The sequence below is a fragment of the Veillonella sp. genome, assembly GCF_041333735.1.
GTDB lineage: Bacteria > Bacillota > Negativicutes > Veillonellales > Veillonellaceae > Veillonella.
The window spans coordinates 852,730-873,901 of the sequence record NZ_JBGKFB010000001.1 but is presented as its reverse complement, the minus strand read 5'-3'; the positions used below and the strand labels follow the sequence as shown (position 1 = coordinate 873,901).

The following is a 21,172-nucleotide window of genomic DNA, read 5'->3' as shown; positions in this document are numbered from 1 at the left end:
AGTTATCCTTTTATTCTAGAAACAGCTATATCAAAATACTTTTTATCTAACTCAATTCCAATAAATTGTCGATTATTTTTCTGTGCTACAACACCTGTAGTTCCACTTCCCATAAATGGATCAAGTACACAATCCCCTTCATTAGATAGAACATCAATAAAGTGTTGTATTAAAATTTCGGGTTTCTGCGTAGGATGCTTTCCATATCGTCTCTCACCATTAGGGGTAACCGAAGTTTCGATAAAATCATGAATAAGTCTTCCCTGATTATTAAAAACACCCGTTCTCTTTTTATACGTAAAATATATCCAAGCCTCAGTAGAATTCACAAAGTGTAGGTTCATATTTCTTGGCATAGGATTAGTTTTATGCCAAATCCCCGTTGTCTTATAATAAAATCCATGCTTCTGAGCTAATCTTATAATTGTCTCTACCTTTATAATAGCCATAAAGACAATCATTGAACCGCCTTTTTTTATAACTCTAGCTGACTCTTCAAAAAAACAGTCCATAGATTTTTCCCATTCCGAAAAGTCCATATCATCCCAGCCTGCTGATCCAAAAAAATTATCTCTCATTTTACTAAGATTTGTATCGCGGTTTCTCATAAAATTTCCCAAATTATAAGGAGGATCTGTGATAATTAGATCAATAGAGTTTGTATCAATTTTTTTCATTGCTACTATACAATCTTCATTATATAACTTCGTTTCTAACACTATATTAGCCTTCCTAAATGGGTCCATAATAATTAATTGTACAAATTGTTTATTTGCACCCTTCATTATACAAAAATACTATCAATCTTTTTATAATATAAAAAACACACTATAAATACAAGGTTACCTATTTATAACAATATTAAATGGTAAAACAAAAAGACACAAGGCATTTAAAGCCTTATGTCTAATAGATTTCAGTTGGCGCGCCTAGAGGGAATCGAACCAGTGACACGCAGTTTAGGAAACTGCTGCTCTATCCTACTGAGCTATAGACGCATGTATACTTTATTATATCGTTTTTAATAAAGTATACGCAAGGCGTCCTTATTGTTGTAGGTATTGGTTATTCACTTGTTTTTGTTCTTCTGGGCTAAGGTTTTGGTAGCCTTTTGCTAATGCACTAACCCAGGATCCGTAGGAAGGATTTGGGAATACAACAAAGGTAGTACCAAAGTCTTCTTTATGTTCATCGATGATAGCATTTCTTTCAGCTAAGGTCTTACCTTTTGTACCAATTGGGAAGTCACCGGCATTATCCCCCATAAACAAAATGACGTTGTATTTCTTAGTGATTGCATCAAAACGAGGTTGTTTGTCTGAGTCTTTTTCAAATAGTAGTACATGGTCTTTATCGACAGATGGGAATCCTAGTTCCTTAAAGTTTTGTACTGTTGCATCATAGTTAACAGGTGCATATCGATTTGAAACGTAGAATATTTCAACACCTTGTTTATGTACTTCATTTAGAAATTCAGCAGCGCCTGGCATCGCTTGTGATTTACCTTGATGCACAGCTTGACGCCACCAAGGAGAATCGAAGCGACCATTGCCATTAGCAACGCTTTCACCCATCAGTTTAGTATTATCCACTACGGTTTCGTCCGCATCAAGAACGATAGCAAGAGGTTTTCTTTGATGAGATGGATCAGTAACGGCCATCTTAACAAGATTTAGCGCCACATTGTACCCTTGATACGCCAGAGCTCTGTACTCCGCAGAGGTACGCATCCATAAGAGACCCATTGTTTCTGTTTCGGCTTGATACTGCTGTTTTTGCTTCAGTGCTGCCTGCTCATCTAGTACTACTGCAGCTTTTGTGGGCTCACTGTTAGCAGCTACAGTATTATCTACCGTATTCGTAGCCACTATACTATTAGTCGGTTGAGTTGATTGAACCTGCGTTACCATCACTGTAGGAACTACAGGATTTGCTTTCACCGTCGTCAGAGAATCCGCCTGCACTACAGAACCTACGCAAAGACTACCACCAAGACAAGCCACCGCTACGTACCATGCTAAACTACTACGTTTCATAATTGCCTCCTATCCACATTGGCTCTCTGTATACATACAATACATAATGTAATTCTACATAGTTATGCAAAATCCCTCTATGGATTTGTATGTATTCCCAAAATAATAAAGAACCTATACATAATATCTCCAGTCAATTCAATTTAGGTAGCTGTATACACTCTTTTAGAGATACGTAAATACATCTCTAAATCTATCTACACAAAGAATATGCTATAATACAGCTGTTGATAGTATTAGAGAGTTCTTATAAAAAGAGGTATATGTAATGAAAGTATGTAAAGGATCGATTATTACCAGTTCACTATTAGCTATATTGGCTATATCATCTGCGTACGGGGCTACACCTGTACAGCCAAGTGAAAGCACAGACGCTGTAGTGGTTGATATGGATTATTCTAATATTCCAGAGCTAAAAAGTTCTATTGAAAGCGCAACTCCAGCCATAGTGCAATCTACGCTTGATGCGTCTAAGGGAAAACCTACTAAAGATAAGCCCGTCTATTCAACAGTGACTATGTCTGGTAACCGTGTTGTATCCGTAAAAACTTACAAAACTAAAGAAGAACAAGAAAAGGCCATGTTAAAAGAACGTAAACGCTTAGACAAGGTCACTGCAGAACGTCAGGCTAAAAGAAAAGACGAAACACGCACATATATGCTAAAAGGTTTAACACCCATACCGTCCTATCCACCTGTAAGCGAAACACGCGTATTACAAAGTGAAATGTTCTCTAGACCATTCGGCAGACAACTTGATTTGCGTTTAGTGGAGGCTTATACACAAGATTATGACAAGGCTAAACCTGGCAATATTTATGTCTATGCAGATTATGTAGACTACACATCTAAGCAGCTGTTAGGTGAGAAAGATGGCACTACTGCTATTTCAGCTATGATTCTACGTGTAATCATGAGAAAAGACGAAAACAAAGCTTTCAGCATCGATGTAAATGCATACTTCATTAATCCCACAACACATACCATTTCCATAAGTCGGTCCGAAGATGTAAAGGGTATCGATATTAAGAAAGAGGAAAGAGCTGAAGCTGTATTTAAGCTACCATCCCACCAATTACAAGCTGGTGATCCACAGTATGAAATCGCTAAGCTTATGTATCAAGACCTAACAAATAAAAAATTTGATTAATAATATTTAAATACACTCACCATGACAAAAGCCCCACCTTACTATGAGCTACATAGCGAGGTGGGGCTTCGTCTTAGTTTAAGAGAGTTTTGTAAGGGATTTATAAGTTTGAGAGATTTATTAGTTTATTTTACATCGCTGAAATCGATGTTCATGCCCAAGGCTTTAGCTACGCCTTCACCATAAGCTGGATCGCATTGGTAGCAATGTTTTGCATGGCGTTCTTTGATGAAATCAGGTACACCATCCATAGCGGCAGCTGTATTTTCAAACAAGATTTGTTGTTTTTCTGGGCTCATGAGACGGAACAATTTACCTGGTTGTGTATAGAAATCGGAATCGTCTTCGTAGAAGTCGTATTGGTATGCTGCACCAGATACGTCTAGGCCAGGGTTTTTGAATTGTGGTTGTTCAGCCCATTCGCCAAAACTATTTGGTGCATAACCAATAGTAGAGCCATGGTTACCATCTACACGGCCTTGTCCATCACGATGGTAGATATTTACAGGGCATTTAGCGGCATTAACAGGGATTTGATAATAATTTGCCCCTAGACGATAGCGTTGCGCATCGGCATAAGAGAACAAACGACCTTGAAGCATTCTATCAGGAGAGAAAGATATGCCTGGAATGATAGTTGTTGGTGCAAATGCAGCTTGTTCTACATCTTGGAAATAATTTTCTGGGTTGCGGTTAAGTTCCATCACACCAACTTCAATCAATGGGAATTCGTCATGATACCATACTTTTGTTAAATCAAATGGATTGTATGGCATATTGTTAGCTTGTTCTTCCGTCATCACTTGGATGCATAATTTCCATTTAGGAAAATCGCCTCTTTCGATAGCCTCAAAGAGGTCACGTTGGTGGCTTTCACGGTCACTAGCTATCACATTAGCCGCCTCAGCGTCGGAAAGATTTTCAATCGGCTGTTGGCAAACCCAATGGAATTTAACCCATACACGCTCATCGTTTTCGTTGATAAGACTGTATGTATGACTGCCGAAACCATGCATTGTGCGGTAGGATTTAGGAATACCACGGTCACTCATGACGATTGTTACTTGGTGGATTGCCTCTGGCAAGCTAGTCCAGAAATCCCAGTTTGCTGTCGCATCGCGAAGATTTGTTTTCGGATTCCGTTTTACAGCGCGGTTCAAATCAGGGAATTGCAATGGATCGCGGATGAAGAATACTGGTGTATTGTTACCTACAAGGTCCCAGTTACCTTCTTCAGTGTAGAATTTTACAGCAAAGCCACGAATATCGCGTTCCGCATCAGCCGCACCACGTTCGCCCGCCACTGTAGAGAAACGTACGAATAATGGTGTTTGTTTACCTACTTCAGAGAAAATTTTCGCTTTTGTATATTTTGTAATGTCATTGGTTACTGTGAAAGTACCAAATGCACCGGATCCTTTAGCATGCATGCGGCGTTCAGGAATCACTTCGCGCTCAAAATGAGCTAATTTCTCCATGAGCCAAACATCTTGCATCAATACAGGACCACGTTTACCTGCTGTAGCAGAGTTGCGATTATCTGGTACGGGAGCGCCAAAGGCGGTTGTTAGTTTCTTTTCATCACTCATGTTACAAACTCCTACTTAGAATAAAAATAAGTAATAATATGCAACCTTAAAAATTGTATGAAGCATAGCATTACATAAAAACAATAAATATTATCAATTAATAATCATTATTCATAATTACGATTAAATCATAACACATAAATGGCGATTGTACAATACAAAATCTTGTATACATGCTCTCATATAGAAACAGTACATGAGAAAAGCCTATAGGAAATCAATCCTATAGGCTGTCTTCATCGTTATTAGGCGTAACACTTACATATGCCATCTATACATATAACTAGAATATATCATCTATGAATTTTATCTGCCCCTGCATCATGCAAAACATTTTCTTTTACTTCATTTACAGGATCTATTTTAGTAAACAGTTCAGGTTTCCAATCTACAGGTGTTAACGTATCATTAAATGTATCAATAATTTGTCCGTTAAACATATTATTAACTGTAGTAAGTTGTTTTCCTCCAAAGACTTTCACAAATGATGTATAGTCTTTACCTGCTATATCCGCCACATTGTCTTCAGCATAGATTTGGGAGTTTTTCCCAACACCAAGGGAGTAAGCATATGCATATTCACCATTGGTAGTATCTGACGCAAAGTAATTGTTATACATATGAACCTGTCCATACCGTACTCTTGGTACGCGTTGCACTACATTATGGAAATAATTATGATGCAAGGTTACATGTAATTTTCCTTCATCTGCTACGTTTGAATCACTATTGCCTATCAACATAGTCTTATTATGGTTTTCAAATGTTGAATAAGAAATCGTTATATAGTCAGCTTCATTGGTAATATCAACCAATCCATCTCTATGCTCATATTTACGACCAAAGTATTTTTCTACTGTTTCAGGGCCATCTTGGAAGGAGCAATGATCTATCCAAATGTGTGTACCACCTTTTATAGAAAGACTGTCATACTGAGAATTCCAATTGCCCTCTGGTCCATCCTTAGGATCCCAAGCAGGAAAATAATCATAAGGCGATTCAAAGCGTATATTTCGTATGATGATATTATCTGAATCTAGAACCAAATCTACACCCTTTAATTTCGCATTGTCCATGCCAATGATACTTGTATTGGCTGGCACATGAACGGTAATAGACTGACTTTGATTCTTTTGTGACGCCTTCTGCTTTGCTTCTTGCTCATCTTTTAAACTCTTAGGCGCTGTGCTTTTCGGCTTATGAGTTTCTAAATATTGTTGAAAGTCATAGCCATCGACCATGTAGTCTTTCATAGTCAATGGTTTACCATTATCATCGGTATCAAAATCTATAGTTCCATAGACTAATACAATCTTAGGTGTAGTATTTTTCCTATTCTTAAGAGCTGATACAAATTCTTTTTTATTTGTTACTTTAAACACATTCTGCTCTGTAGCATTAGCACCACCAGTAGTCCCATTGCCTATAGAAGCAAATCCATCCTGTTTCGGTAATGCTTCACGCATAAAGGTAGGACTTTCAGCTGAGCCACGAAAAGAGGTTATCATTATAACAGCAATTAATGTAATAAATAATCCAAAGAATATCATTATCTTTTTCATACATCTAGTTCCTTAATTTCTACTACACCATAGTATGCTATGTCCTCATTCTCCTCATAGCAACAATAAGAGAACCCCTTCATAGTACCAATAGGCCTATAAAGGGGTATCATTTTATTTACGCTGGGCGGCTCCAGTCGACTTGTACGTCGATGGCTTCCCACATGCGTGTTAAAGCTAATTTGAAATTGTCTAAAGACTCTAAAGGTTTTACAGTTAACCGTTCATAGGTATCAAGACCTGTAGCATGCTCGATAGCGTGTTCATCGTTCAAGTAAGCGATAACCTTATCGGCCCATTCTTGTTCAGGTAACTCTACGGATACTGTTTTTGCTTCTGTATCATAGGACAAGAAGCCATTGCTGTTGATGCCATAATGGATGGCTACACGAAATAAACTCATATCTATACCTCTCTTGCGGTAATTTCTAAACACTATATCCATATTGTAACATGAACATTTATATTAGCGAAAGTATTCAATATAAACTTTATAAGTCTATTGTAAAGAATTATACATCCTCGTTAGTCTCCCCTACCTCATCGTCTTCAAGACCTACTTTCATGTTATCAGATGTCTCATTCGCTTTACTAGAATCCACATCCGCTTTAGTAGATTGTGCATCTACTGCGGCCTTAAGTTCTGATCTCTTTCTACGCGCCCCATTTTCTCCGTGAAAGCGCTGCCATAGAGCGCCGCTCATAACTGCAGTCTCACCGAACTTAGATTCTAAGGAGTCTAACACACCAGCCAGCTTATTTTCGTTTTCATTTTGAGAAGACTCAAAGAGGCTATCCTGCATCGGTACCTCTTCATCGAGACCACTAACAGTAAGACCTAATAGGCGTATAGGGCCGGGAGGATTCATAAAGGCAATCCCCTTAGAGCTACAATAGTTCGTTCCACTATAATTAGACTGACTATAATTAGATCCATTATAGCTAAGATTCCTAGATTTTATCTTTGTAGTAGCCCCTAGTGCTTCCACATCTTTCTTCGTCCCTTTAGGCTTCTTGCTCGTCTTATCTTGCATCAGCTTGTTCCACAAAAGCAGTGCTGTTTCAAAGAACACATGCTCATGATCTGACGGAGTATCTAATCGTTTCTGCCGTGATACGGTAGTGAAGTCATCATAGCGCACCTTAATCGATACGGTGTGCCCCAAAAGATTGCGTTTCCGCAAGCGTTTTGATAGACGATTGGCAAAATATCTAAACTCAAGTTCAATGGCACTGCCATCAACGAGGTCCTCTTCATAGGTTTCCTCTGCTCCGATGGATTGTATTTTACGATCTGTTTCGACTGGCCGTTCATCAATACCATTCGCCAGTTCCCATATGCGTCGCGCCTGATTGCCTACAATGGGAATGAGCCTCCGTTCATCAGGCAATGCTTGAATGTGACGCATTAAGTGAAAGCCTCCTGTTTTCAAGATTTTTTCTGTACGAGGACCTACGCCCCAAATGCGTTTAATCGGCAACGGTGCTAAGATTTCTTTCTCACGACCATAAGGAATCACTACAAGGCCATCTGGTTTGTCTAAATCAGAGGCTAGTTTAGCTAAAAATTTATTAGGTGCTAATCCCGCCGAGATGATGAGCCCTGTCTTTTCATACACACGGTCCTTAATGGCACGCCCTAACGCTTTAGGCCCACTATACATAGTAGACATGCCACTTACCTCAAGAAAGGCTTCATCGATAGACAATGTCTCAATGTAGGGAGTAAATTCCTTCATAATAGAAAAAATCTGATGTGATACCTCTTTGTAGCGGTCCATACGCGGATACACATAAATTCCATCAGGACATAATTTCTTAGCCCTCGAGATAGGCATGGCAGAATGAACCCCAAATTTACGAGCCTCATAGGAACAAGTAGCAACAACGCCACGTGAAGAAAGACCACCCACGATAACAGGGTGGCCTTTATACTCTGGATGATCCAGTTGTTCGATGGACGCGAAGAATGCATCCATATCAACATGCATAATCCAACGTCTCATTGTTACGCTTCTTTTTCGTGCTCAGAAATACGGCAGTATTTAATTTGCGCACAAATGCACTCATCCTTAGATTTATATAATTGAGGGATGATTTCTAGAATGTCGCCAAATGTAGCTTCGTTAATGGAGTAACGTGTCCATAAGCCATTACGTTGAGAGTTAACTACACCTGCATCAATTAAGATTTTCATATGGTAGCTCAACGTAGATTGGGATAAATTGAAGCTAGCTAAAATATCAGCTGCACATAATTCATTGCAAGACAACATGTCGATGATGTGTAATCTTGTTTCATCGCTTAATGCCTTAAAAATCGTCGCTAAACGTTCATAAGAAACTTCAACCATATCTTTAACTCCTCAAATCCGTATCAAAAAATGTCAATCTACTTATTGATACTATTATATACTATTTCTTAATGTAAATCTATTTTTTTCTTTATATTTGTATCTTAATAATTTATTATGAATACCAAATAATTATATATGAGTAAATTTTACCACATTATAAACTAATTTCAGCACACTATAGGCTATTCGCTATGAATATTTTAAATAAATTTTCATCTCATAGATTTATTTAGTTATACACTAAAATGTATATATAAAGATTTTGTGCAATTATTTTCTATAGAATTTTCGATATAGCGATTTTCTAATAACCATATAGCATACTTCGATATACCGCACTACATTAGCAACCGAAAGGATTAGATATAAACTATACTCATTCTATCCATTATAAGATTTCAATACAAAAGGCCCCTCATAGAGGGGCCTTATCTGTATAATTCTATAAATCGATTGCATAGTAGAAAAACCATAGAATTTATAATGATAAATTCCAGTCTACCCTAGAGCAATCCTATTATATCAAATTGGTATAGCTTAGAATACGTTTACTAAATCGATTGTTTGGTTACGGTTAGGGCCAACGGATACGATACCCAAAGGTACACCTGTTACTTCTGCAATACGTTCTACATATTTGCGAGCGTTTTCAGGAAGATCTTCGTATTTACGGATACCAGAAATATCTGTTTCCCAACCTGGCAATGTTTCGTAAACAGCTTCGCATGCTTCAAGATCTTTCAAGTTAGCTGGGAAGCCTTCTACATCTTTACCATTCAATTTGTAACCTACGCAGATTTTCAATTCTTTGAAGGAATCAAGGATATCCAAGCGTGTAATAGCGAGGTAATCCAAGCTGTTAAGACCAGCAGCATATTTTACAACCATAAGGTCTAACCAACCGCAACGACGAGGACGACCAGTTACAGTACCGAACTCATGACCAAGTTCACGAAGGTTGTCGCCAGTTTCATCAAGAAGCTCTGTAGGGAATGGACCTGCACCAACGCGTGTTGCATAAGCTTTTACAACGCCGAAGATATTTTTCAAGTAGTTTGGACCAATACCAGCGCCTGTGGAAGCACCACCAGCGATTGGATGAGAGGATGTTACGAATGGATATGTACCATGGTCAAGGTCAAGCATAGTAGCTTGAGCGCCTTCGAATAATACCTTTTTGTCCTCTTTAACCGCTTTAAGAACAGCGATGTTAGTATCTGTTACATATGGTTTCAATGCTTCAGCATATTTGATGTAATCCGCTAAGATTTCATCATAGTTAACTGGTTCAGCATCATAAACTTTAGTAAGCATTTTATTTTTAAATTCTACATTGTATGCTAATTTTTGTTTGAATGTTTCAAGGTCATACAAGTCGCAGATACGGATGCCGATACGGTTAATTTTATCAGCATAGCAAGGACCGATACCGTTTTTAGTAGTACCGATTTTAGCATCACCTTTAGATGCTTCCTCTGCATTATCTAAAGCGATATGATATGGCATGATAACATGCGCACGGTCAGAAATATGAAGGGATTTTGCAGATTTACCTTGTTTTTCAAGGCCTTCGATTTCTTGTAACAATACTTTAGGGTCGATTACAACACCAGTACCCACGATATTTTGTTTGTTATCGTACAAAATGCCGCTTGGTAAAAGGCGAAGAGCAAATGCTTTATCATCTACCACAACAGTATGACCTGCATTATTACCACCTTGACTGCGCACTACAACGTCTGCACGTTCCGCGATCCAGTCAACGATTTTACCTTTACCCTCGTCACCCCATTGAGTGCCGATAACCATACTTGTTGCCATATCTATATCCTCCATGTGAAAGTCTAAATAATTCACTAACATTATACAACAATGTTCGGACTCTGTGAAAGTATTTATACAAATTCAATCTTTAGTTTCTTCCCAAAAGCGTGAGCTATTTTGGTTCTTTCAGCCAAAAGCTCATAAGTAGTCCTACAGCCCCTACAGGGATCAGTGTCATCAATGCAGTTTGTACATCATAGATATCAGCTATATGACCTACATATGGCGCTACAAGTCCACCTAAGGTAATACCAAGGCCTAGTGTAATACCTGACGCAAAGCCTGCATTTTTAGCAAGGTATTTTTGACCTAGTACCGTAATTGGACCGTATTGAGAGAATACGCCAAAAGCCATTGGGATCATGGCGCCGAAGAAGCCCCAGATGTTAGGCACAAAGATAAACACTAAAACAGATGGCAAGAAGATAAGATTGCCTAAGCGAACTGTTTTAAGGAAGCCTAATTTATCAGATAGAGCCCCGCCCATATAGGTAAGAACAGCGCCCATTGCAAAGTACATAGTGAGGGCCAAGCTAGAGGCACCAGCTTCGCCGTTAATAACGGTAATGTACAGAATAGGAATAAAGATGGATAACACAGAGAATAAAATAGATCGAGAAGCTATTACAAAGAACAGTTTCCCAAAGCTAACCCAATCGTTGATCCCACTATCAGTAGATTTAGCAGAGCTTTTACTTTCACCAATAGCATCGGTATTTGTAGAGCCAGTAAAGGCATACACATATAGCAACACGCCAATCAATGCAATCGCCGTGAACAACCAAAGGAATTGGCCGCCAAAGACGTACACACCACCAGCAAGGAGCGGGCCCAGTGCAAAACCAGCGCTGCCACCTACCGCAAAGCGCCCCATGGCATTACCAAGTTCATTGGATTGCGTGCGGTTCACGAGAAGAGCCGCCTCAGGATGGAACAATGCAGCCCCAATCCCTGCAATAAGCGATAGAGCCAATATCATTTCATAGCTCGTCGCCAGTGCAATGGCGCTGATAGAGACTAACGTTACGGTAAAACCTACAGGAATGAACCACGGCACGCGCCACCGATCCGCCACATATCCCAAGATAGGTTGAGCAACAGAAGCCACTACGGTGTTACAGAAAATAATGGACGCCGATTGATAGTAATTAAGGCTAAAATTAGCGATAAAGAACGGTATGAGCGCCGCTAGTGAACCTTGTCCAAAGTCATTAATACAGTGAAAAATAGGCGGTCCGTACTTTCGTATGATACGTTTCATATAACCTCCTAATACAATAGCTAATTTTCCTAAGATACAGAAATTCTTACTAGGGAACCTACTCATAATTGTCCGTAAACAGTATAAATAACCGGTTACTTTCAAAATAAAAAGGGTAGATATAGCCAACACCTAATGCACGTGCCATAGGCTTGTTGGTCTATACCTACCCTAGTCTTTCATATGTTATATGGGAAGTACCCTACAATTATAGGCCAAAGCGAGCCATGATTGTATCAACATGTTTCAATAATTTATGTGGATCGAAGCATGCATCGATTTCTTCAGCAGTCATGTATTTCTTGATATTTTCATCAGATTTAAGACCTGTAGCGAAATCTTTGCCTTCAAGCCAGCGTTCCATAGCGTATTTTTGAACCCAACGGTATGCTTCGTCACGTACCGCACCTTTATCTACAAGGTGAGTCAAAATTGTTTGACTGAATACAAGGCCACCTGTAAGGTTAAGGTTTTTAAGCATTGTTTCAGGATATACCAACAATTTATCGATAGTGCGAATTGTAAGGTGAAGCATGTAGTTCAATGCAATTGTTGCATCTGGCAAGATAACACGTTCTACAGAACTGTGGGAAATATCGCGTTCATGCCACAAAGCTTGGTCTTCGTAAGCAGATTGAGCATAACCACGAAGCAAGCGAGCCATACCACAAATTCTTTCACAAGTGATAGGATTGCGTTTGTGAGGCATCGCAGAGGAACCCTTTTGTTTAGGGCTGAAATATTCTTCCGCTTCGCGTACTTCTGTGCGTTGCAAGTGACGGATTTCTTTGCCGATTTTATCCAATGTGCCGCCAACAACAGCGATAGTAGACAACAATTCAGCGTGACGGTCACGTTGTACGACTTGCGTAGCGATTTTAACAGGTTCAAGACCTAATTTTTCACATACGTATTGCTCTACGAATGGATCAATGTTGGAGTACGTGCCAACTGCGCCGGACAGTTTACCTACAGCAACGCTTTTACGAGCATGTTCCATGCGTTCGATATCGCGTTCTACTTCAGCCATCCATAACGCTAATTTCAAACCAAATGTAGTTGGTTCACCGTGGATACCGTGAGTACGACCAATCATAGGTGTATATTTGAACTCAGCTGCGCGACGACGCAATACTTCGTGCAAGCGTTTCAAATCAGCAATCAAGATGTCGCACGCTTGTTTCATCATGTAACCAAGCGCTGTATCTTTAACGTCTGTAGATGTCAGACCAAGGTGGATATATTTAGCCGCTTCAGGACCTACGTATTCGCCTACTGCTGTTACGAAGGAAATGATATCGTGGTTTGTTTCCTTTTCGATTTCATGAATGCGCTCAACGTCGAAATCGGCTTTTTCGCGAATTGTTTTTGCCGCTTCTTTAGGGATAATGCCCAATTCAGCTTGCGCCTCGGATGCGAGGATCTCCACCAATAACATTGTGTCGAACTCGTTGCGCTCGCTCCAAATATGGCCCATTTCTTCTCGTGTATAACGTGGTATCATGATGTCTCCTTTGCATGATAAAAGCTAGATTTATAGGATTATTGTACCATATGTGAAAGCTCCATTCAACGAAAGACCGACAATTTTCCGAATGATAATTATATTAAATTTACTAATCGTTCGTATTTATTAAAGATGACAGCCATTCATTGAAGTCTTATGATACGTTTCGACTTATGATGACTTGACTTATAATGACTTTACTTATGACGTCTTTTCTAAGTAAACAATTAATAGAATTGAGTTATATTAACTCCGTCTCTATGTATTCGTGCTAATAAAATGATATACTAGGATTATCTTAAATATACATAGACTTGTATATCATTATCGGGAGGCTTTCATGGCAAATTTAAATCGCAAAGAGCGTCGTGCACAGCGCAATGAATCGAATACTATAGGCATTTTATTACGCCTATTCTTTGGGCTCAGCTTTATCGGCTTGGCTGTAGTTCTATTTGGAGAGTTTGATCTCAATTATGTATTCTCCATCTTTACAGCAGATATCATCGTATCCTTAATTTACGTAGTACTCAATAAATCTCGCATTACTACGTCCCTAGCAGTTAACACCAATGTACGCGTTATCATCGCATTCCTCATCATGCTAGTAACAATGTTCTTCTACGCCTTTGCGTTATGGCGTGTCGATCAATTTAGTGCACCTATGCAAGTTACATTATTTATCGGCGGTGCTATCGTATACCTTGCGGTATTCAACTCTACCAAAACAATGCTTACAAACCAAGATTAATGGGATACAGTTTTTCCGTATGAATTATATTTCCATAATATTCTGGAGAGTATAAATAACACGCTACAATTAACTAATACTGCAAAAGTAAAATAATTAATACTACAAAAGTAAAAGAGGCATATCTTACATACATAGTATGTGATATGCCTCTTTATTGTCCCATAACGACAGGGATTGTTAAGGTTTGTATACGTCCAGAGTTGTTGACGATGCTGCCACTAGTTTTAACAATGCGCAGTGCTTCTTCCATCACATCAGGCGGTACGCCATCCACCACGATGCGCGGTGTATTCGGAGCAACGATAACATGACCATCTTCACCAAAGTTCACCTTCACCGTAACAGTACCCGTCACGGAAGATCTCGCACCTTGTTCTTGGACACGACGAAGATATGCACTTGGATTGATAGCAGGTTGTCGTAATAATTCTTGCTGACCTGGGGTCAACAGGCTCCACGCAAGATCTGATAAGAATGATAAGTCAGCTGATTCCGTACGACCATCACCATTGGCATTAGGGTCAGATGTAACATCCTTACCCATAGGCGCTTCTTTCGGTTTTGATTGTTTGTCATGAGTCACAACTGCTTGCTCTACGCCAGCCGCTTCAGATTCAATGGCCTTAGGAATAGCCCATTCTCGTCGCTGCTCTTGTGTACTAGCATTTGTATCTAATGTTTTAGTTCGTTCATTTTCACCAGGGGTCACTTCCTCCATCCCAGATCGTGGCTGAGATTGAGGTTTTTGTGCTGCCCGTTCAGGATCTGCCTCTACTGGTGCTACCTTCTCCTCAGGTTGTGGAGTCTGTTCAGTCACCTCTGCGCTACTTTCACTATCATCAGGCAAGTCAAAGCTAATTTCTGCCGCATCATGAGCTGCACCAGTGCCCGCCATACCTCGCAAGGAAAACCCCATCCCAGATACGAGTATCGTCGTAATGCCTAAGGACACGATGAACGGTTTCAAATAATGCGATTCAAACATAGAATCACTTCCGTTCCGTTGCGACACTAATATATTTAGCGCCATTAACCTTGAGCATATCTAACAGAGCGATAACCTCGCTGTAATACACATCCTTAGATGCACGGATAACAAAGGCTTGTCGCGGTGCTTGTTTAACGATAGACCGCACCTCTTCCGCCAAGCGTTCCGAAGAAATTTCCTGATTATCGATATATAACGTATGCGTTGTAGTTAAGGTAATCGTAATAGGCTCGATAGATTTTGCCGTAGATGTAGATGCAGATGGCAAATTTAGAGGAATTTGCTGTTCTGTATTCATGTACAGCGTACCCACCATGAAAAATACCAATAAGAAGAATACGATATCGATCATAGGGATAATCATGATTGTCGGTTCTTTTTTAACCCCTAATGTGCGTCGTCTCATATATCATGTTCCTCGTTGTACGCATCGAGGATATTACCACACTCATGCTCTAATGTAGTAATAGAATCGTTGACCTTTGCCGCACAGTAACTGTGAAAGCCAAGTGCAATGATGGCTACGGTCAAGCCTGTCGCCGTTGCTACCAAGGCTTCAGATACCCCGCCCGTAATGATGGTAGGAGCCCCAATATCGCCACCTACGACAGCAAAAGCGCGAATCATGCCAAGAACGGTACCCAACAAGCCCAATAGTGGAGCCATAGTTACAATCATGCTAAGCCAGCTTAAACCGCGTTTCAAGCGTTCATCTGCATAGGATACGATATCTTGCAAACGATTTTCCAAGCTATTGTAGTTCTTCGCACTGCGAATGGCACGGGCAAATAAAGAGCCTAGCTCCAATGTGTCACGTTCCAATACGCTCGGCAACATAACCCAGCTTTGGTTCTTTTCTAATACCTTATTAAAGCGACGCAAGTCCTTTGTAAACTTGCGATATAAAACGATACGCTCAATGCCAATCATCAACGCAAAGAGCAAAAAAATTACTAGCGGATACATTACAAATCCACCAGCCACAAATAAATGCGCTATGCTACTCATACTAACCTCCAAAAGCCGTTACCCTCTAGGCCCCATTAGAGTTAATTATATCACGTTTTAAGGCATCTAAAAATATGTATGGGACAAAAAAAGGCTATACTAATAGTGATATACCTATTAGTATAGCCTTTAATGTAATCTTAATTTAGCTATAATCCTGATTTAATTTAACCTAGGAGGCTTGTAATCTCTTACATCCTATTAATCTTTTTTAAGGAATTTCACAAGTATGCCACCGATTGTTAAGGACACGCCAAAACCAGTAAAGAACATACCGAGGGAATACATCCATGCATAGGTTTGATTATTAGAAGAAATCGCTTTAGCTGCGTCTCGTGCATTAGTAGCGTTTCTTGCAATTTCCAAATTTGTTGTAGCTGGATCTGGATTTAATAATAAGATGATAACACCTATAATCAGAACAACTATACCAACGGGTAATAACATTTTCTTGCTCATTTAAATGTTCCTCTCCTAACATTACATAACATGGTATATACGATTAGATATTATTTATCAAGTTTATTCATATCCAAGCGATTTACACTGCCAATAAAGCTATTGTAGGATTCAATCATATCATTGTAATGATCAGCTGTTTGGTCACCTAAGAATGTACGAATTCTACCAATAGTTGTATTTAAATGATTTTTAGCAGAGTTATAGTCCGGACTAGTAATGCTACTGGACACATCCATGATACCTTGCAACTCTTGGTTCGCCGCATTTACATCGATTTGCTTGCCTTCTTCAAAGCTATCCAATAATGCAGTTAAACGTAAATGAACTTCTTGAGCAGCAGCTGCATTTTTCTTACCGGAATCTTTAAGTTCTTTCAATTGTTCTTGTTGATTTTCCGTATTATGTTTGTGAATTACTGCGTCTAACTGATTATATGCTGCATAGAATTGATCATATAGTTGAACGTATTTAGGTCCTAACTGTTGTTCCTTAGCATAATTATCTGCTTGATATGAATTAGTTTGGTAGTACGTATCCAATTCATTTGCTACTGGTACAATGTCCTTTAATACGGCTAATACGTTATCAAGAGGTTCCTTCATATCATCATATGGTATACCCGCATCTTTAGCGGCTTGTAATTTTTGTTGTAAGCTATCAAACTTTGGTGCCATAAAGCTTGATAAATGTTGACCCTCTCTTAGTTTTTGAATGGAAGGATTAATAGCATATCCAAAGCGTACGGTACCACTGTTAAAATTACCAACTGCTTCTATATACTGATTAAAGACTTGAATGTCTTTTTGCGATGCCTTTTGAGCGCCTTGCTGCACCCCATTGGCAATCTTAGAAAAACTACAACCACTCAAAAATAATGGAGCTGTTAGAGTAGATGCACACAATACGGCTGTTAACATTTTCTTTACTAGTGGTTTCATAATGAACCTCTCTTTTTAATCACACACACAAGTAACAGTTCATGATTAAATTATATATCATATATGTTATTTATGAAAGTATCAACCGTATTTTTTATGAAATTTGTTTCATGAATATGCTTTCACAAGCACATAAAAAGGCATAGTATACATCTCCATTGGGGTAAACCCAATAGTAATGTTTATACTATGCCTTTTCTGGATACATCTTATATGTCTAAATCAGTATGATAGCTAATCGGAGTGTCTTAATAGATAAGTTATGCCAGCTTATCAAATAGGTATGTAGCTATCTACTTATTTAATGGACTTATCGAAAACGCCAATTAATTCTTCAACGGCTTGAGATTCGCTCATTTCACCATCTAAGACGGCTGCTTCCACTTCGCCCATACGACCTTGAATGACGACATTATTAAAGAATAGGTTGTGCAAGTGTTCGTCAATCATATCGCGTACCCAACGGAGGGATTGTTCTTGACGGCGTTTTAAGAAGACCCCATTTTCTTTACCTTGTTCAGTAAATTCTTGGATTACATCCCACAATTCATCGAGGCCATCCTTTGTAACGGCTGAGCAAGTGTAGGCTTGGGTTTTCCATTTTTCCGTAGCAGGACGAATGTAATGCAACATCCGATCGTAATCGCTACGAGCGATGAGAGCGCGCTTGAGGTTATCCCCATCAGCCTTGTTGACCACAATAGCATCGGCCAGCTCCATAACGCCTTTTTTGATGCCTTGTAATTCATCGCCTGCACCTGTTAATACGATGAGCATAAAGAAGTCTACCATGGAACGCACGGTAACTTCACTTTGCCCAACCCCAACGGTTTCAACGAGAATGATATCGTATCCAGCAGCCTCGCAAAGTAGCATGGTCTCTCTACTTTTACGAGCTACACCGCCTAGTGTACCACCTGCCGGCGATGGACGGATATACGCGTCAGGATGTTTCGTCAATGTTTCCATCCGCGTCTTATCGCCCAAAATACTACCCTTTGTGACTTGGCTCGTAGGGTCTACAGCAAGTACGGCTACCTTGTAACCAGCTTCAATGAGCATGTTACCAAAGGCTTCTATAAATGTACTTTTACCGGCCCCAGGCACACCTGTAATACCGATGCGCAACGCCTTGCCCGTGCGAGGCAATATAGCTTGCAATACTTGTTGAGCTAATTTAAAGTGTTCCTTATTATTACTTTCTACTAACGTAATAGCCCGTGAAAGTATAACGCGGTCCCCCTGCTCGATACCGCGTACATAATCAGCGACAGTTAATTTCTTTCGCCGCTGTACGGGACGTACCGACGGAGCCAGATGAGCGGAACTAGATAAGAGGCCGTCGTGCATTTCCTTGACGCCTTTCATAACGTGACACGCATAGGTATCATCTTTCTTCGCATCTTCTGGCACCCAATCGGGACGATAGGTACTACCCTCGGCATTTGCATTTTTTACACCTAATTCAGGGGCCTTTCCTTCACCAGTGGTGAAGGTAGCATCCTGAGTCGTATGCAATGCGTCCGGGGTAGGCCGTTTGTTATCAGTCATTAGACTCGTCTTGAACGTGACTAGTCAATGTTTCTAGCAATTTCTTAGCCGCTACAGGCAAGACTGTACCAGGGCCAAAGATAGCCACTGCGCCATGTTCGCGTAGGAATTCATAGTCCTGAGCAGGGATTACGCCACCAATGGCAACCAAAATATCTCCACGACCTCGTTTGTTGAGCTCTTCCACAAGTTGAGGTAACAATGTTTTGTGACCTGCCGCAAGGGAACTGAACCCGACGATGTGCACGTCATTATCCACCGCATCTTGAGCTGTTTCTTCTGGAGTTTGGAACAAAGGTCCGATATCCACGTCAAAGCCCATATCCGCGAAGGACGTAGCAATAACTTTGGCACCGCGGTCATGACCGTCTTGGCCCATCTTCGCAATCATGATACGAGGGCGACGACCTTCGAGTTCTTCGAAATCATCTGCCATTTGACGTACTTCTTTGATAACATCGTCATCTTCATATTCGCTGGAGTATACACCGGAAATAGAGCGGATAACCGCTTTATGACGGCCACAAACTTTTTCAACAGCAAAGGAAATTTCACCCAAGGATGCACGAGCACGAGCTGCTTCAAGTGCAAGAGCAAGCAAGTTGCCTTCCCCAGATTCTGTAGCATTAGTAATCGCTTCGAGACAAGATTGAACCTTATCTTCATCACGGTTAGCACGCAATTGTTCGAGGCGACGGATTTGAGCTTCTCGTACAGCCGTATTATCTACGTCGAGGATATCCAATGGATCTTCTTTATCTAGACGATATTTATTAATGCCGATGATTGCTTCACGGCCAGAGTCGATACGAGCTTGGCGACGAGCTGCCGCTTCTTCGATACGCATCTTAGGAAGGCCTGTATCAATCGCTTTCGCCATACCTCCAAGGGATTCGATTTCTTGGATATGACCCCAAGCACGGCGGATCAATTCATCAGTCAATGCTTCTACATAGTAGGAACCGCCCCATGGGTCGATAACCTTACATACCTTAGTTTCGTCTTGGATGTAAAGCTGAGTATTACGGGCGATACGTGCAGAGAAGTCCGTAGGCAACGCAATGGCTTCATCAAGCGCATTGGTATGTAGAGATTGGGTATGGCCTAATGCAGCGCCCATCGCTTCCATACATGTACGAGCTACGTTGTTGAATGGATCTTGTTCTGTTAAGGACCACCCAGATGTTTGGCTATGTGTACGAAGAGCCATAGATTTTGGATTTTCAGAACCGAAGCTCTTAATAATCTTAGCCCACAACATACGAGCTGCACGCATTTTCGCAACTTCCATGAAGTAGTTTTTACCGATTGCCCAGAAGAAGGACAAACGTGGCGCGAATTTATCTACGTGAAGGCCTGCATTTACACCGGTACGGATGTATTCAAGGCCATCGGCCAAGGTGTAACCTAATTCGATATCTGCCGTAGCACCTGCTTCTTGCATATGGTAGCCAGAAATGGAGATACTGTTAAACTTAGGCATGTACTGAGAAGTGTACGCAAAGATATCACCGATGATGCGCATGGATGTAGCCGGAGGATAAATATAAGTATTACGTACCATGAATTCTTTCAAGATATCATTTTGGATCGTACCAGCCATAACCTTTTTATCAACGCCTTGTTCTTCACCAGCTAGGATGTAGAACGCCATGACAGGCAATACGGCGCCATTCATTGTCATGGATACGGACATTTGGTCGAGAGGAATACCGGAGAATAGAATTTCCATGTCGAGGATGGAGTCTACCGCAACACCCGCTTTACCAACGTCACCCACTACGCGCGGATGGTCAGAGTCATAACCACGGTGTGTGGCAAGGTCAAAGGCGATAGACAAACCTTTTTGGCCCGCTGCCAAATTACGACGGTAGAATGCATTGGATTCTTCGGCTGTGGAGAAACCAGCGTACTGACGTACTGTCCAAGGACGAGTTACGTACATTGTGGAATAAGGTCCACGCAAGAATGGAGGTACACCAGCCATGTAATCAAGGTGTGTCATTCCTTCATAATCCATCTCTGTGTAGAGAGGTTTTAGTTGGATTTGCTCCATTGTCGTATTATATAAATCTTCAAAGCTTTTTCCTGTTTCTTTTTGAAGTTCAGCAAGCCATGCATCGCGAGATGTCGGCGACTGAGATCCCAAGCCAAGAGAGGAGAAGTCTGGATTTTTAAACATGAGC

At 40.4% G+C, this 21,172-nt stretch carries 19 protein-coding genes; 2 read left to right on the top strand and 17 right to left on the bottom strand.

Features of this window, described 5'->3' with window-relative positions; translation table 11 throughout:
- Positions 1-2: 2 nt before the first annotated feature.
- Entirely contained in the window at positions 3-719 is a 717-nt protein-coding gene (locus ACDF53_RS03865; protein ID WP_370815549.1) for a site-specific DNA-methyltransferase, read from the bottom strand.
- Positions 720-1,046: 327 nt separating this feature from the next.
- Positions 1,047-2,036: a 5'-nucleotidase, lipoprotein e(P4) family gene (locus tag ACDF53_RS03860; protein ID WP_370815548.1), complete on the bottom strand. Its 990-nt coding sequence runs from the start codon at positions 2,034-2,036 to the stop codon at positions 1,047-1,049.
- 268 nt (positions 2,037-2,304) lie between these two features.
- Between ACDF53_RS03860 and ACDF53_RS03855 the strand changes: the two genes are divergently transcribed.
- Positions 2,305-3,186, top strand: a complete 882-nt coding sequence (locus ACDF53_RS03855) for a hypothetical protein (RefSeq protein ID WP_370815547.1) — start codon at positions 2,305-2,307, stop codon at positions 3,184-3,186.
- A gap of 125 nt (positions 3,187-3,311) precedes the next feature.
- On the opposite strand, the gene ACDF53_RS03850 is transcribed toward ACDF53_RS03855, so the two are convergent.
- The 8 genes from ACDF53_RS03850 to purB all read right to left on the bottom strand — a co-directional run bounded on the left by ACDF53_RS03850 (position 3,312) and on the right by purB (position 13,282).
- Positions 3,312-4,775 (bottom strand): catalase, encoded by a 1,464-nt coding sequence (locus ACDF53_RS03850; protein WP_325191982.1) that lies wholly within the window; start codon positions 4,773-4,775, stop codon positions 3,312-3,314.
- A 293-nt stretch (positions 4,776-5,068) separates the two neighbouring features.
- On the bottom strand, positions 5,069-6,337 hold the full coding sequence (locus ACDF53_RS03845) for a pectate lyase (RefSeq protein ID WP_346660530.1): 1,269 nt from the start codon (positions 6,335-6,337) through the stop codon (positions 5,069-5,071).
- A 118-nt stretch (positions 6,338-6,455) separates the two neighbouring features.
- Entirely contained in the window at positions 6,456-6,740 is a 285-nt protein-coding gene (locus tag ACDF53_RS03840) for a hypothetical protein (RefSeq protein WP_316059314.1), read from the bottom strand.
- A 109-nt stretch (positions 6,741-6,849) separates the two neighbouring features.
- Positions 6,850-8,343, bottom strand: coding sequence for a DNA polymerase IV (gene dinB, locus ACDF53_RS03835; protein WP_370815546.1), 1,494 nt, complete (start codon positions 8,341-8,343; stop codon positions 6,850-6,852).
- Positions 8,344-8,345: 2 nt separating this feature from the next.
- Positions 8,346-8,690 carry a helix-turn-helix transcriptional regulator gene (locus tag ACDF53_RS03830; RefSeq protein ID WP_009352539.1) on the bottom strand — a complete coding sequence of 115 codons (345 nt, stop codon included), beginning with the start codon at positions 8,688-8,690 and terminating at the stop codon, positions 8,346-8,348.
- 540 nt (positions 8,691-9,230) lie between these two features.
- Positions 9,231-10,514 carry an adenylosuccinate synthase gene (locus ACDF53_RS03825; protein ID WP_024063803.1) on the bottom strand — a complete coding sequence of 428 codons (1,284 nt, stop codon included), beginning with the start codon at positions 10,512-10,514 and terminating at the stop codon, positions 9,231-9,233.
- Between the two features lie 115 nt (positions 10,515-10,629).
- Positions 10,630-11,778, bottom strand: a complete 1,149-nt coding sequence (locus ACDF53_RS03820; RefSeq protein WP_370815544.1) for an MFS transporter — start codon at positions 11,776-11,778, stop codon at positions 10,630-10,632.
- A gap of 208 nt (positions 11,779-11,986) precedes the next feature.
- On the bottom strand, positions 11,987-13,282 hold the full coding sequence (gene purB, locus ACDF53_RS03815; RefSeq protein ID WP_370815543.1) for an adenylosuccinate lyase: 1,296 nt from the start codon (positions 13,280-13,282) through the stop codon (positions 11,987-11,989).
- A gap of 343 nt (positions 13,283-13,625) precedes the next feature.
- On the opposite strand from purB, the gene ACDF53_RS03810 reads away from it, so the two are divergent.
- Positions 13,626-14,036 carry a CAAX protease gene (locus ACDF53_RS03810; RefSeq protein WP_370815542.1) on the top strand — a complete coding sequence of 137 codons (411 nt, stop codon included), beginning with the start codon at positions 13,626-13,628 and terminating at the stop codon, positions 14,034-14,036.
- A gap of 154 nt (positions 14,037-14,190) precedes the next feature.
- Here the strand turns inward: ACDF53_RS03810 and ACDF53_RS03805 are convergent, their stop codons facing one another.
- From ACDF53_RS03805 to scpA, 7 genes are all read right to left on the bottom strand, one after another.
- Positions 14,191-15,024 carry a hypothetical protein gene (locus tag ACDF53_RS03805; protein ID WP_370815541.1) on the bottom strand — a complete coding sequence of 278 codons (834 nt, stop codon included), beginning with the start codon at positions 15,022-15,024 and terminating at the stop codon, positions 14,191-14,193.
- Positions 15,025-15,028: 4 nt separating this feature from the next.
- The gene (locus tag ACDF53_RS03800) at positions 15,029-15,433 is read right to left on the bottom strand and encodes a biopolymer transporter ExbD (RefSeq protein ID WP_005385002.1); all 405 of its coding nucleotides are present in this window, start codon (positions 15,431-15,433) and stop codon (positions 15,029-15,031) included.
- The gene (locus ACDF53_RS03795; protein ID WP_295199361.1) at positions 15,430-16,035 is read right to left on the bottom strand and encodes a MotA/TolQ/ExbB proton channel family protein; all 606 of its coding nucleotides are present in this window, start codon (positions 16,033-16,035) and stop codon (positions 15,430-15,432) included. Before ACDF53_RS03795 ends, ACDF53_RS03800 begins: the two co-directional genes overlap by 4 nt.
- Before the next feature lie 201 nt (positions 16,036-16,236).
- The gene (locus tag ACDF53_RS03790) at positions 16,237-16,494 is read right to left on the bottom strand and encodes a hypothetical protein (RefSeq protein WP_370815540.1); all 258 of its coding nucleotides are present in this window, start codon (positions 16,492-16,494) and stop codon (positions 16,237-16,239) included.
- A 50-nt stretch (positions 16,495-16,544) separates the two neighbouring features.
- Entirely contained in the window at positions 16,545-17,435 is an 891-nt protein-coding gene (locus tag ACDF53_RS03785; RefSeq protein ID WP_005384998.1) for a DUF3829 domain-containing protein, read from the bottom strand.
- 297 nt (positions 17,436-17,732) lie between these two features.
- Positions 17,733-18,986 carry a methylmalonyl Co-A mutase-associated GTPase MeaB gene (meaB, locus tag ACDF53_RS03780; protein WP_370815539.1) on the bottom strand — a complete coding sequence of 418 codons (1,254 nt, stop codon included), beginning with the start codon at positions 18,984-18,986 and terminating at the stop codon, positions 17,733-17,735.
- Positions 18,979-21,168, bottom strand: a complete 2,190-nt coding sequence (scpA, locus tag ACDF53_RS03775) for a methylmalonyl-CoA mutase (RefSeq protein ID WP_295230905.1) — start codon at positions 21,166-21,168, stop codon at positions 18,979-18,981. Before scpA ends, meaB begins: the two co-directional genes overlap by 8 nt.
- Positions 21,169-21,172 lie beyond the last annotated feature (4 nt).